Here is a 13,846-nt window from a genome sequence, read left to right on the forward strand (position 1 = left end):
ACCGTTAGTTAGGCGACATGACATCTATTATGATTAGGGTAGTCACAAATACGCAGACAAATTGGAAGGGGATCAACTATGGAACCTGCCGCATCAGCCGCGGCTATACAAACCGCGCCAAAAGTAAAGAAAAAGAAGATTAATATCAGGAAACACGCTCCATTGCTAATCATGATGATTCCGGGCCTACTGTACTTGTTCTTCAATAACTATCTCCCAATGTTAGGAATTGTTATCGCTTTCAAGGATATTAACTTCGCCAAAGGCATCCTTCATAGCGACTGGATCGGATTCGACAATTTCGAATATTTGTTTAAAACATCAGATGCTTTTATCATCACCCGTAACACAATCCTGTATAATCTCTTTTTTATTGTCGTAGGAACAGTATTAGCTCTTGGCACGGCTATTTTATTAAATGAGGTTAAGAACAAAGTCATGCTTAAGTCGTTTCAAGCGATTATCACGATGCCTCACTTGATCTCTATGGTCATTGTCAGTTATCTCGTATATGCTCTGTTGAGTGCTGAGACTGGGTTTATCAATAACACAGTGCTGCCATGGTTTGGGATTGAGGATGGCATTATGTGGTACAGCGAAGCTAAGTACTGGCCTGTTATTCTGAGCTTAGTTCATTTCTGGAAGAGTGTCGGTTATTCTAGCATTGTCTTCTTCGCAGCGCTGCTTGGCATCGATGAAGAATATTATGAGGCGGCAAGGCTGGATGGTGCTAATCGTTGGAAGCAAATCACGAATATCACCCTGCCAATCATGATACCGATCATTATCTTGATGACGATGCTCAGTATCGGGCGGATTTTCTACTCCGACTTTGGCTTATTCTATCAAGTGCCGATGGCGTCAGGGGCATTGTTCGAAACAACAGAGACAATCGATACGTACGTTTTTAAAGGTCTAATGGGCTCAGGCGATCTAGGCATGTCGACTGCGGCGGGCGTGTATCAGTCAATTGTCGGATTCTTTCTAGTCATATTAGCAAACTATACTGTACGTCGTTATAGCAAAGATAACGCGTTGTTCTAAGGAGGCAGCATCATGAAATCGGATGGCAGATTTCTTGGCTTGTTAAGTACTATTATCATGTTATTGTTCGCTGCTGCATGCATCATTCCGTTCATCCTGCTGATTTCAGCTTCCTTGACGGATCAGAATGCGATTGTGGCGCATGGTTACTCGTTCATTCCGCAGAAATTCAGCACGGACGCTTACGTTTATCTGTTTGATAGAGGTTCGGATATATTACGTGCGTACGGTGTCACCGTATTCGTAACCGTGTTCGGAACGGTGGTCGGCGTTATTATAACGACGCTCATCGCATATCCGCTCTCTCGAAGTGAGACACCGTACCGAGGGTTGTTCATCTTTATTATTCTTTTTACGATGCTGTTCAACGGCGGCCTTGTACCTAGCTATCTCGTTTATACGCAATTATTTGATTTGAAGAATACGATTTGGGCGCTGATCGTTCCTGGAATACTGACGAACGGCTACTATATGATGATGATGCGTACGTTCTTCCAATCGACCGTACCACCAGCATTGATCGAATCTGCACAATTAGACGGGGCAAGCGAATATCGGACTTTGTGGTCTATCGTACTTCCAATCTCCAAGCCCATCCTCGCTGCTATTGGAATGTTCACAGCGATTTATTACTGGAACGACTGGCAGAACGGAATGGTGTATATTACGAAGCCGGAACTTTTCAGTATTCAAAACTTATTGAACCGAATTATGCAGGATATTCAGTTTATTACAACCAACCTGTCGTCCAACTCCAGCCAAGCGATGGCACAAATGCCGAGTGATTCGGTCAAGATGGCGATGGCCGTCATCGGTGCGTTACCAATTCTGATTGCGTACCCATTTTTCCAAAAATATTTTATCAAGGGTATCGTAATCGGTGCTGTGAAGGGATAAGCCTAAGAAGATATAAAGTAAGTATGCGTCCAAAACGCTGCAACTCTAAAAAGGGGTTGTGGCGCTTTGGCTTTCTTTGCTTGTATGATAGAGTTAAAATTCAATCGAAGGAGCATCTCTATCATGAATAATCGCAAATGGCCGTTTGGACGAAGCGCATTGCGTCATAAGGTGATACTAAGCGTGCTGCTCATGACTTTACCGTTAATTGGAATGCTCTTATACAATAACTTCTATGCCATACATGTCGTTCGCGGACAAGTCGCTGATTCCTATAATAATTTGTTAACTTTGTACATGAACCAGATCGATACCGGACTGAACGACGCCGATGCCTACATGAATACAGTAGGTGGCTCAGGCTCCGATTTGACATCGCTGGGACTATCTTCCACAGACACAGAGTATTATAGTGCCAAGTTCTACTTGTTTAATTTACTTTCAAAGGATATTTTGTTATACGATTCGATCGATACCTTCTTCGTGTATGAACCGAAGCAGAATGATTTTATGATTGTTCCCAAGAGCAGTATATCGATTGAAGAAATAGACCGTAATCAAAAATATATTGTTGATTCGATTCAAAATCGTTTACATTCAAATGGGAAGACTCCAATTGGATGGCAGCATCATAAAATTGCGCAAGATGATTATTTAATCGAAATGGTTCAATACGGGAATGTTTATTTAGGTGCATGGGTCAAAACCGATCGTTTGCTTACGCCGCTGAATTCCCTTCAGATCGGAGAGAGCGGTGAGGTGCTGCTCTCGAATTCGGAAGGAGAGCCGATAGCGGGTACGGATATCGCCAAAGACCGTGGAATCGAGTTGAAACGAAGTCTTCATGACTATTACCTGTCTGGTAACAAAGAGAAGTTTCTGGTTGTTGGAACGCCGTCTCAACGAGGAAATTTCAGTCTAGTCGTGTTCATTCCTGACCAGCATATCTTAGCCAAACTTCCGTATCTTCAGTGGATTATATGGCTGATTACCGCCGCTTCTCTATTATTTGTTCCAATGGGACTTTATGCCATAAGGCAATCGATTCTTGTACCGTTAAATCGAGTATTGCTCGCAATGAAGAAAGTCCGCAATGGAGATTGGAGTCAGCGCGTAAATCTGCCTAAGGCTTCTGAGGAATTCAAGGTGCTTGGCGAATCGTTCAACGCTATGATGATGGAGATTGATACGCTTCGTGTCAATGTATATGAAGAGCAGCTGAATAAGCAAAGAGAAGAATTACAGCGCTTACAGTTGCAGTTGAACCCGCACTTCTTCCTAAACTCTCTGAATATCGTATATAACCTCGCCAAAGTCAAAAACTATGATCTGATTATGCAAATGACGATGGCATTGATTCAATATTTCCGTTTCTTGTTCCGCAGCAATACTTCTTTTGTGAAACTCAAGGATGAGCTCGAGCATACGCGAAATTACTTGAGTATTCAAATGCTGCGGTTCCCTGATCGATTGTCTTGGTGCATCGATGCACCGGATTATTTATCGGATATTCCGATACCGCCGCTAGTTATTCAGACGTTCGTGGAAAATTCGATCAAGCATGCTATGACAATGGAAAAAACGATTCATATCGCTGCAAGCATTCAATATGCCGACGAAGAAAGCGGTTCTTACTTGAAGATACGAATTCAGGATACGGGCCAAGGCTTCGATGATGAAGTGCTGTGCGAACTGCAGGCGGGCCGAAGCGTTGAGAACGATCTAGGCGAACGTACAGGAATCTGGAATGTACAAAGACGCTTAAAATTATTGTACGCAGAACCGATATCCATTCACTTAAAGAACGATAAGGAATCAGGCGGTGCAGTGGTTGAAATGATTATTCCTACTATGGAGAAGACGGGGGAAGCTAGATGACCTATCAAATGCTATTAGTGGACGATGAGGTTCATGCCATCGAAGGCGTAAAAGCTGATCTGGATCTTGCGAAACTTAGTATCGTCAAGTTTTTCACGGCTTACAGTATGAGGCAAGCAAAGGACGTGTTCGAACAGGAAGTCATTGATATCCTGTTATGCGATATCGAAATGCCACAAGGCAGCGGTTTGGAGCTGGCAGCTTGGGTAAGAGAGCACCATCCGGAAACGGTGACGATCTTTCTAACGAGTCATGCTGATTTTAAATATGCGAAGGAAGCGCTGAAACTGGGAAGTCTTGATTATTTGCTTAAGCCTGTTCTCGTAGCCGACTTAGAGAATGCAATAGAGAATGCCCAAAACGTTTTGGACAAGTATAGCGAAAACAACAGGCATGTCGTCTCCCATCAACTTTGGATGAAGCATCATGCCTATATCATTGAGCGGTTTTGGCTGGATCTGATCAACCATTCGACGCCGAGTACGATTAGCGCAGTGCGCGAACAGGTAGAGCGTCATAACGTTCCGATCACGGATGATTCCATTTTTCTCCCGATCTTGATCTCTATCCAACGTTGGAACAAGGATTTGAAGCGCAGGGATGAGAAAATTCTTGAATACGCGTTGAAAAATACAGCCCAAGAGATTATTATTGGCAGTCATTTAAACGGAATTTGTTTTCAGTTAGATCCAGAGATGCTGCTCGTCATTCTTGTTCAAAGCAAAAACGTTGAGTGGGACAATACTTTGATTAAGGATACATGTGATCGATATATCGAGTCATGCAACAAGTATTTTTACTGCGACTTATCCTGTTATTTGGGATATCCAGTAGAAGCACATGAAATGGCCGTAATGGTAGCGAATTTGAGAAATCGGGATCGCAACAACGTTGCAACGGTCAACCAACTGTTTACAGACATAGACGAACAGGTTGGGCTTTCGGTCACGTTACCGAAGCTTAGCTCTGTGGCTTCTCTAATGAAGTCAGGAACGAAAGATGTCGTCCTTATCGAGGTGGAAAAACTGCTTAATGATCTCGTTCGAAAGCAGGAGATGAGCGCAGATGTGCTGCATCAATTTCATCAAGACTTCATGCAGGTGCTGTATTCGTATCTGAATGTCAGAGGCGTTCAAGCCTATCAATTGCTCGGTGACGAGCTGTCTAGAAAACTGTCCGAAGCAGCAGGACGCTCGGTAACCGATATGCTGAATTGGGTCCGCCATGTTGTTGATAAAGCCATGAGACAAGCGGATGTGGTCAGAGAGGCTGAGACTGTCATCGAAACCGTCAAACGCTATATTGCGCTTAATCTGGACCAAGACTTGCCTCGTGAACAGGTGGCCGAACAGGTGTTCCTAAACCCGGACTATTTGTCAAGAATGTTTAAGAAGGAAACGGGATATTCAATTTCAGATTACATTCTTATAGAACGAATCAATCATGCGAAGTCGTTATTGTCGCAGACGAACGTTCCAATTAGCTCAATCGCTACCGCGGTCGGGTATACGAACTTTTCTCATTTCGCCAAAATATTTAAAAAAATGGCTGGGGTGGGTCCTACCGAGTTCAGATTGCAGCATGGAAATGAAAAATAAGTTCGCATATCGTACGATAAAAGCGGGGTCCTGACGGATCCGGCTTTTTCTTTGGAAATAAAAGTCGTTAAAATGTCTATGAATTAGTCGTTAAAACGTTAGACGCTTATAACGCATGTTTCGTATGATGTTGGTGTAGAAAAGGTAACTTAATTTACATGAATAGGAAGGTAGCCATGATATACCAAACGATAGACTTATCCCAAGAGAACTTAACTTTGACGGCTTATGTACTGGATTCTTCTAACGAAATGAAAAATGCCAAAGTCCGTCCGGCCATCCTGATTTTCCCTGGAGGGGGTTATCACTATTGTTCGGACAGAGAAGCCGAACCGATCGCGATGGCTTATCTGGCTGAAGGATTCCATGCGTTCGTACTGCGCTATTCCACGAAACAAAATGCAGAGTACCCGAGGCCGTTAAATGATGCGGAGGAGGCGCTTGAGCTTATCAGGGAACGAAGCCAAGAGTGGGGCGTGGATCCGAACAAGGTTGCCGTATGCGGATTTTCTGCGGGCGGTCATTTGGCAGCAGCATTAGGTACGATGGGACGGACAAGACCGAATGCTCTTATATTAGGGTATCCTTGGATTATGGAATCAACAAGCAACTTATTCCCAGTGGCTATTCCAGGTGTCGACCAATCGGTTACAGATGCCACTCCGCCTGTGTTCTTATTCCATACGCTCGCTGATGCGCTCGTTCCCGTGGTGCATGCACTGACGTTTGTTGCCGCGTTGGAAGGTTCCAAAGTACCGTTTGAGCTGCATATTTTTCAGAATGGCGGTCATGGACTTTCTTTGGCCAAGCCGGTAACTTCCGGTGGGTTCAGCAAACAGGTTGATCCGCATGCAGCGAATTGGTTTGGGCTCAGTGTATCTTGGCTAATAAATCAATTCGGCAATTTCGAAAAAGGATCCGGTAGCATACATGATGTAGCGATAACAGAATTTAGCATGGATGTTCCACTTGGGGATTTATGGGATAATCTCAGCTGCCGACAAGCTATTCTTGATGAATTGCCTGCGCTTGCGAATTTTCCTGTGGATGATGAGCAGATAAGAGAAGCGACGCTTCGTGTGTTAATTGGTGTTATTCCCGATATGGCATCTTCGGATGTGATCGACCGTTTGAATCAACGTTTAAGGGATATACCCGTTGTTTAATGCTATTTCTCATAGCGGCAGCTTGGTTAAGAACCCGGTAGGCCGCTTTTAATAGCGCTGAATTAGTCGGGAAAGCGACATTGAAGTAGTCGTCAAAACGTTAGTTGAAAACGTGTAGAACTTATAAAATTGATAATAAGAACTTATTATCGACACTACAGGAGGGAACTACAATGCCGTCTCAATTTCCTAAAGGTTTCATGTGGGGAGCATCAACCGCTGCCCATCAAGTAGAAGGCAACAATGTACATTCTGATTTTTGGTTGATGGAAAATTTAGAAGGCTCGGCGTTCAGAGAGCGTTCCGGAGATGCAGTAGATCACTTCCGGCGTTATCGTGAGGATATCGCCCTAATGGCCCAATTAGGATTGAATTCATACCGATTTTCGATCGAGTGGGCGAGGCTAGAGCCTGAGGAGGGCGTTTATGATGATGCGGCTATTGAGCATTATCGGAACGTTCTAAAGGCCTGCCATGAGAATAAAATCACGCCGATCGTGACGCTGCATCACTTCACTTCCCCCGTTTGGCTCATCCGGTTAGGAGGATGGGAATCGGCAGGAACGCCTGCCCGATTTGCACGTTATTGCGCTAAGGTCATGTCTGAATTAGGTGAACTTATTCCTTATGCTTGCACCATCAATGAGGCGAACATCTCCATCGGTATTGCCAAGATCATTAAACAGCACCAATCGCAAGGCGCCGCACAAGTCGGCATTAACACAGATATGTTAGCGCGTATGGAAACCTACAATCGGGAGTTGAGCACAGCTTTTGGCGTTCCACCCCAGGAGGTGCATTCATTCCTAGGTCCACGTTCAGAGAAGGGATTGGAGATTATTTTCCGGGCACATGTGGAAGCGAGAACTGCCATTCGGAATGCAGCTCCAAACACCAAAATCGGGATTACCATGTCTCTATATGATATTCAAAGCTTGCCCGGAGGCGAAGAAAACGCGGCGGAGGCGCTCAACGAGGAGTTCCTTCAATTCAAATCTTATATGGAAGACGACGACTTCTTTGGCCTACAGAACTATACTCGTACCGTTTACGGACCCGATGGATTCGTGCCAATCCCTGAAGAGGCCGAGAAGACCCAAATGGGCAACGAGTTTTATCCACAAGGACTGGAAGCCGTTATTCGGTGCGTTTCTAAACATCTGGACAAGCCGATTTTCATTACCGAGAACGGTGTGGCAACGGACGATGACGAAAGACGCGTAGCTTATATTGATTGTGCGTTGAGAGGCATACACGCATGCATCACTGACGGGATTCCCGTGAAAGGCTATATGCATTGGTCGCTGCTGGACAATTTTGAATGGCAGCTTGGTTTCTCCAAGCGGTTTGGGCTTATCGCTGTAGATCGTACAACACAAGAACGTCTGCCTAAGCCAAGCGCTTCACATTATGGTAAGATTGCTGCAACGAACGCGTTAGCAGAATAGTGCAAATACAAGTCGTGAAAGCGTTATCCAAGAAGTCGTGAAAGCGTTAGTCTATATTCGAATAGGGCGTTATGATGAAGTTGTACTTCAATAAGACGATCAGGGGGATCGCAATGAGAAAAAAAACGAAGGTTATCAGTATGGTGCTAGTTACAATTATGTTAATGGGACTTTTTACCGCATGTTCGTCTTCCAATAATAAAGGAAACGAATCACCGTCCAAAGAACCAACCGGAGCAAATGCAAATGCCGGCAATTCAAAGGATGATGCTACGAAAGATTCGTATGAAATTACGATGGCTATGCCGGTACTTGGCGCAATATCGCCAGATGTCCAACTGGTTCAAGATGAAATCAGCAAAATCACTAAAGAAAAGATTAATGCTACGGTTAAACTTCTTCCTATTAGCATAGGCGCGTATGGGCAGCAATTAAACTTGATGAGCTCTAGCGGCGAGAAGCTGGATTTGTATCTTTCCCTTTCAAGCATGTACAACTCAGAAGTGAGTACAGGTAAATATATCGAGTTGGATAGTTTGGTAGAGAAGTACGGCCAAGAGTTGAGCGCGCAAATTGATTCGGCGTACCTGAATAGCGCGAAGATAGACGGAAAACTGTATGGCGTTCCTGGTTTCAAAGAATTTACGACCGGTATTCCCGGAGTCGCCATGAGGAAAGACTTGGTGGAAAAGTATAACATCGATGTCACTTCTATTAAGTCATTGGACGATCTGGATGCCGTTTTCCAGACAATCAAAGATAATGAGCCCACTATCACTCCGCTCGGCGTGGGCTTGTCCGTACCTTTCGATCAGTATACGTGGTACGACAGATTGGGTGAGCGCTACGGCGTCTTACCAAATTTCGACAATGGCTTGAAAGTCGAGAATTTATACGAAACGAAAGAGTATTCGGATGCTTTGAATACGATGCATCGCTGGTTTAAAGCTGGCTTTATCAATAAAGATGCGGCGACTAGCCAGAACAATCCTTCGGATATGCTGAAAGCGGGCAAGACCTTTGCTTATTTCGTTGCAGAAAGACCGGGAACATTAGAAGGAGAGATTCGGCTAACCGGAAAAGAATTGATCATTGCTCCGCTGGCAGAAAGCACATATTCGACTACCAGTGAAACACTATTGACATTATGGGGCATTTCAGTAAACTCTTCCAATCCTGAAAGAACGATGATGTTCTTGAACATGTTGTACTCGGATCCGGCGATCGCCAATCTCCTGTTGTGGGGCATTGAAGGCAAGCACTATGTGAAGGCAACGGAAACAAGTGTTGACTTCCCAGCTGGTATCGACATTAGTACAGTTGGTTATGCCAATCAAGCTTGGTTAGTACCAAACTCGTCTCTTACCTACACGTACAAAACAGAACCTGCGGATAAATGGGAGCTAACGAAAAAATCGAACGCTGAATCAGTCAAATCGAAAGCGCTTGGTTTCTTGTTCAATACAGAACCGGTTAAAAACGAGATTACGGCGCTCAATAACGTTGGTACCCAGTATGTGAAAATTCTTGAATCCGGAACGATCGATCCGGCTGATAAGCTGGATGAATTTAATGCAAAGCTGAAAGCTGCAGGCATTGAGAAAGTCATCGCTGAGAAACAGAAGCAGCTCGATGCGTGGGCAGCAGCAAATAAATAAATGTTTAGATGGCCGGGTCTGATTATAGACCCGGTTTTCTTGTGGCTAGGGTAATAAGTCTTGAAAGTGTTATTCCGAATGTCGCTAAAGTGATAGAGAGCTTTATTCGGATTGCTTATCATAATAGTTAAGTCAAAAACTATAAACAAAAGGAGCTTGAAAAAGCATGTTATATCCCATTGTAACCGAAACTCGGAGCATCATAGACTTATGCGGTATTTGGAATTTTAAGCTGGATTCGGGGAACGGCTTTCAAGAAGAATGGTATAACGGTTACCTGACAGATGCGATCAGTATGTCTGTTCCGTCTTCTTTCAACGATACGGGGGTTAACGCCGATATTCGCAATCATGTGGGCTGGGTGTGGTATGAAAGAGAGTTTACCGTTCCTAGCCTGCTATTCTCAGAGCGAATCGTATTGAGGTTCGGATCAGCAACGCATAAAGCAAAGGTTTATCTGAACGGGAAGCTAATCGCCGAGCATATAGGCGGATTTACTCCTTTCGAAGCTGAGATTAGCCCCTTTCTGCAAGCGGGTAAAAACCGGCTTACGGTTGCTGTGAACAATATTGTAGACGAAACCACACTTCCGATGGGGGATTACAGCGAAATGGAAGTTCCAGGGAGAGGCAAGGTCGTCAAGAATAACCCCTACTTCGACTTCTTCAACTATGCCGGACTTCACAGACCGGTTAAGATTTATACGACCCCAATGAAGGCTTACATTCGAGATGTAAGTATCGTAACCGAATTGAATGGGTCGACAGGATTGGTTAAATATGAAGCATCAATTGAAGGTCAGGCCGAAGTAAAAGTCACTTGCGTCGATCAGGCAGGTCGGGCGGTCGGTGAAAACCAGAGTGCTTCCGGCAGTATTCATCTTGAAAACGTTAAGCTGTGGGAACCGCTTAAATCTTATCTCTATCAATTGAAGGTTGAATTGCTGCAAGACGGACAAGTCGTAGACGCATACGAGCAGCCCTTCGGCGTACGGACGGTAGAAGTGAAGAACGGGAAATTTCTAATCAATAATAAGCCGTTCTACTTCAAAGGTTTCGGCAAACATGAGGATACCCCGATCAACGGAAGAGGACTTAATGAAGCTGCAAACGTCATGGATTTCAACCTGATGAAGTGGATCGGAGCCAACTCGTTCCGCACGGCGCATTACCCATATTCGGAAGAAATTATGCGACTTGCGGACAAAGAGGGAATCGTTGTTATTGACGAGACTCCGGCTGTTGGTATGCATCTTAGCTTTGCCATAACACCGAAGCCAGGACCAAAGCGGAATACTTGGGAGACGATTAATACGCAAGAGGCACATCGGCAAGTCGTACGGGAAATGATCGAACGCGACAAAAATCATCCAAGCGTGGTCATGTGGTGCATAGCCAATGAACCGGCATCTGAGGAAGATGGGGCGGAGGAGTACTTCAGGCCGCTGGTTGAATTGGCTAAAGAATTGGATCCGCAGAAACGGCCCGTTACGATCGTTAATATTATGATGGCAACCCCAGATAAAGATAAAGTAGCTGAATTCGTCGACGTGTTGTGTCTTAATCGTTATTATGGCTGGTACGTGTTCGGAGGAGATTTTGAGACGGCAAAGGCCGTGCTGCGGCAGGAACTGAATGGCTGGCTGGAGCGCTGTCCAGGCAAACCGATCATGATGACAGAATACGGCGCTGATACGGTTGCCGGTCTGCATGATGTAGATCCTGTTATGTTTACGGAGGAATACCAAGTTGAATATTTGCGAGCAAACCATGAGGTGTTCGATGAATTTGAGGCTTTCGTCGGCGAACATGTATGGAACTTTGCTGACTTCCAAACCAGTCAAGGCGTCGTGAGGGTACAAGGAAATAAAAAAGGTGTCTTTACGCGAGAACGTAAGCCGAAGGCAGCCGCTCACGAGCTGCGCAGGAGATGGCAAGCTATTCCGGACTTCGGATATAAAGGCAAGAATTAAAGCAGGCTTGAGAATAACAGAAGTTTGGACTGACAAAGCGCAGCGTGTCTTGGTATAGGGGAGAGTATTGCATTACACCACACTTTCTCTATATTTCTCAGAACGATACTTACAGTACAGCCAAAGGATATAGACACTCGAATCACCATACTAGTCGATTTACTACAAAACACGGAGGTTAGTTAAATGAAGCTTTCAGGAAAAGTAGCAGTGATCACAGGTGCAGGATCAGGTATGGGAAAAGCGATTGCGGAGCTCTTCGCCTCAGAAGGTGCTAAGGTTGTTGTGTCGGATCTCAACGTCGATAATGCGGGCAAAGTGGTAGACGGGATTACGGAGAAAGGCGGAATTGCAACCGCGGTGGCGACTAATGTCGCGATAGAAACGGATGTTCAGCAGTTGATCAACACTGCTGTAGAAAAGTTCGGGACGGTAGATATATTGGTTAACAATGCTGGGATTATGGATAATTTCGTCCCTGCAGGGGAACTAACGGACGAGCTTTGGGAAAAGGTATTCGCCGTTAATACGACCGGACCGATGCGAACTAGCCGGATGGTGCTTCCAATCTTCATAGAGAAGCAGCAAGGAGTCATCGTGAATATCGCTTCAGCCGGAGGTTTGTTCGGTTCACGGGCAGGTGCGGCGTATACAGCTTCGAAGCATGCCGTAGTCGGCTTTACGAAGAACGTCGGCTTCCAATATGCGAAGCTCGGCATTCGGTGTAATGCTATTGCGCCAGGTGCCGTAAACACGAACATCGCCGCATCGTTAACTGCACCGAATCCTTTTGGAGCTGAACGCGCATCGATTGGAATGGCTATCAATCCTGGTTTAGGCCAACCAGAAGATATTGCAAAGGTTGCTCTATTTTTGGCTTCGGATGATTCTAGCTTCGTTAACGGCACTACGGTTACGGCTGATGCAGGCTGGACTGCTTATTAATATTGAATGATTAAGATAGAACGAGCTGATCTCTCCCCTAGTCGTAGACAGTTGATTAATTGTTGCGACTAGGGGAGATTATTCATACTGCGGTATGGTAGGAAAGCACTAATCTGATAAAAGCGCTACGATATTTGATATCTCTATCGTTCACGTACTTGATATACTCATGAAGAAAATTATTAGAGTCAAATCATTTGGAGGTGCTCTAACGTGAAAGCAGCTATTTATAAGGGTGTTCGAGATGTTGTTATTCAACAGATTCCAGATCCAGTTCTTGACAACAATGACGTCATTATTCGCAATTTAGTTTCCGGTATTTGTGGTTCGGATATTGCGGCCTATAATCATGGAGGGGAGAAAGTACTCATCTTCAAAGACAGTGAATTTGGTCATGAAATGGTCAGCGAGGTCATTGAAGTGGGTTCGAATGTGAGCGATATCAACGTTGGTGATCGCGTGTATCCTTATCCTACATTTGCTAAAGGAGATATGATGCGTGCGGCGACGGTCGGAGGCTTCTCAGAGAAGATCCTTATTCCGAATGCGCAATTGAATCATAATTTATATAAAGTATCTGACAAGATTTCTAATAAAACTGCGGCTATGATCGAACCATTCACAGTTGGCTTTTTTGGAGCGAAACAAGCTAGTCCACAGCCAGGCCAGACGGCAGTGGTGTTTGGTTCAGGCATGATAGGGGTTGCCGCTGCGTTCGGTCTAAGAACGAGAGGCGTTGAAAAGGTCTTAATTGTAGACATTAGTGATTACAGATTGAATCTGCTCAAGCAATTTGATTTTGAGGTTTGTAATTCATTTAATGAGAACCTTGGCGATAAGCTAGCCGAATATTTTGGGATGAAAACCGAGATTTTCGGAGACAAGGCAGATGTTGATATCTTTATAGACGCTGTAGGTATTGAGCAAATTCCACAGCAGTTCCAACAGTTTGGTAAAATCGGGGCGAAGTTTGTCGTAATAGGAATACACCATACGCCACGAAGTATTGATCTTCAACAAATTACAATTAGAAGCCAGTTGATCATTGGCAGCGCGGGCTATGAGGATGTCGATTATGTCTTGGAGTTTATGGAGAAGACGCCTTATAAGCTAGATAATCTAGTTACCCATGAATATAAGCTAGATGGTTTCGAAGCCGCAATTGCTGATGCGGCTAATAGTTCAGCAGGGTTGAAGGTCGTTATTAACTATTAGACTCATAGATGGAGAGAGGCTGCCG

Annotated in this window: 10 protein-coding genes; all 10 read left to right on the top strand. The window is 44.7% G+C overall.

Annotated features, from left to right (window positions below; all coding sequences use genetic code 11):
• Positions 1 to 78: 78 nt before the first annotated feature.
• Positions 79 to 1,044 (top strand): ABC transporter permease, encoded by a 966-nt coding sequence (locus tag FGT79_RS00225; protein ID WP_138750790.1) that lies wholly within the window; start codon positions 79 to 81, stop codon positions 1,042 to 1,044.
• Positions 1,045 to 1,056: 12 nt separating this feature from the next.
• Positions 1,057 to 1,941 carry a carbohydrate ABC transporter permease gene (locus FGT79_RS00230; protein WP_138750791.1) on the top strand — a complete coding sequence of 295 codons (885 nt, stop codon included), beginning with the start codon at positions 1,057 to 1,059 and terminating at the stop codon, positions 1,939 to 1,941.
• A gap of 123 nt (positions 1,942 to 2,064) precedes the next feature.
• Positions 2,065 to 3,819, top strand: coding sequence for a sensor histidine kinase (locus FGT79_RS00235; protein WP_171056019.1), 1,755 nt, complete (start codon positions 2,065 to 2,067; stop codon positions 3,817 to 3,819).
• A complete protein-coding gene (locus FGT79_RS00240) occupies positions 3,816 to 5,417 on the top strand; it encodes a response regulator transcription factor (RefSeq protein WP_138750793.1) in 1,602 nt (533 codons plus the stop codon). Before FGT79_RS00235 ends, FGT79_RS00240 begins: the two co-directional genes overlap by 4 nt.
• Positions 5,418 to 5,593: 176 nt before the next feature.
• The gene (locus tag FGT79_RS00245) at positions 5,594 to 6,583 is read left to right on the top strand and encodes an alpha/beta hydrolase (RefSeq protein WP_138750794.1); all 990 of its coding nucleotides are present in this window, start codon (positions 5,594 to 5,596) and stop codon (positions 6,581 to 6,583) included.
• 173 nt (positions 6,584 to 6,756) lie between these two features.
• Positions 6,757 to 8,031, top strand: a complete 1,275-nt coding sequence (locus FGT79_RS00250) for a glycoside hydrolase family 1 protein (RefSeq protein ID WP_138750795.1) — start codon at positions 6,757 to 6,759, stop codon at positions 8,029 to 8,031.
• A 113-nt stretch (positions 8,032 to 8,144) separates the two neighbouring features.
• On the top strand, positions 8,145 to 9,689 hold the full coding sequence (locus FGT79_RS00255; protein ID WP_138750796.1) for an ABC transporter substrate-binding protein: 1,545 nt from the start codon (positions 8,145 to 8,147) through the stop codon (positions 9,687 to 9,689).
• A gap of 166 nt (positions 9,690 to 9,855) precedes the next feature.
• The gene (gene uidA / locus FGT79_RS00260; protein WP_138750797.1) at positions 9,856 to 11,661 is read left to right on the top strand and encodes a beta-glucuronidase; all 1,806 of its coding nucleotides are present in this window, start codon (positions 9,856 to 9,858) and stop codon (positions 11,659 to 11,661) included.
• A gap of 186 nt (positions 11,662 to 11,847) precedes the next feature.
• Positions 11,848 to 12,606: an SDR family oxidoreductase gene (locus tag FGT79_RS00265; protein ID WP_138750798.1), complete on the top strand. Its 759-nt coding sequence runs from the start codon at positions 11,848 to 11,850 to the stop codon at positions 12,604 to 12,606.
• Between the two features lie 213 nt (positions 12,607 to 12,819).
• The gene (locus FGT79_RS00270) at positions 12,820 to 13,821 is read left to right on the top strand and encodes a zinc-dependent alcohol dehydrogenase (protein WP_138750799.1); all 1,002 of its coding nucleotides are present in this window, start codon (positions 12,820 to 12,822) and stop codon (positions 13,819 to 13,821) included.
• Positions 13,822 to 13,846: the final 25 nt, after the last annotated feature.

Source organism: Paenibacillus sinopodophylli, assembly GCF_005930355.1.
GTDB classification, from domain to species: Bacteria; Bacillota; Bacilli; order Paenibacillales; family Paenibacillaceae; genus Pristimantibacillus; species Pristimantibacillus sinopodophylli.

Excerpts from the sequence above, each read along its gene's own strand:
- FGT79_RS00265 (WP_138750798.1), top strand. The coding sequence starts at position 11,848 with ATGAAGCTTTCAGGAAAAGTAGCAGTGATCACAGGTGCAGGATCAGGT.
- FGT79_RS00230 (WP_138750791.1), top strand. The coding sequence starts at position 1,057 with ATGAAATCGGATGGCAGATTTCTTGGCTTGTTAAGTACTATTATCATG.
- FGT79_RS00240 (WP_138750793.1), top strand. The coding sequence starts at position 3,816 with ATGACCTATCAAATGCTATTAGTGGACGATGAGGTTCATGCCATCGAA.
- FGT79_RS00255 (WP_138750796.1), top strand. The coding sequence starts at position 8,145 with ATGAGAAAAAAAACGAAGGTTATCAGTATGGTGCTAGTTACAATTATG.
- FGT79_RS00225 (WP_138750790.1), top strand. The coding sequence starts at position 79 with ATGGAACCTGCCGCATCAGCCGCGGCTATACAAACCGCGCCAAAAGTA.
- FGT79_RS00250 (WP_138750795.1), top strand. The coding sequence starts at position 6,757 with ATGCCGTCTCAATTTCCTAAAGGTTTCATGTGGGGAGCATCAACCGCT.
- uidA (WP_138750797.1), top strand. The coding sequence starts at position 9,856 with ATGTTATATCCCATTGTAACCGAAACTCGGAGCATCATAGACTTATGC.
- FGT79_RS00235 (WP_171056019.1), top strand. The coding sequence starts at position 2,065 with ATGAATAATCGCAAATGGCCGTTTGGACGAAGCGCATTGCGTCATAAG.
- FGT79_RS00245 (WP_138750794.1), top strand. The coding sequence starts at position 5,594 with ATGATATACCAAACGATAGACTTATCCCAAGAGAACTTAACTTTGACG.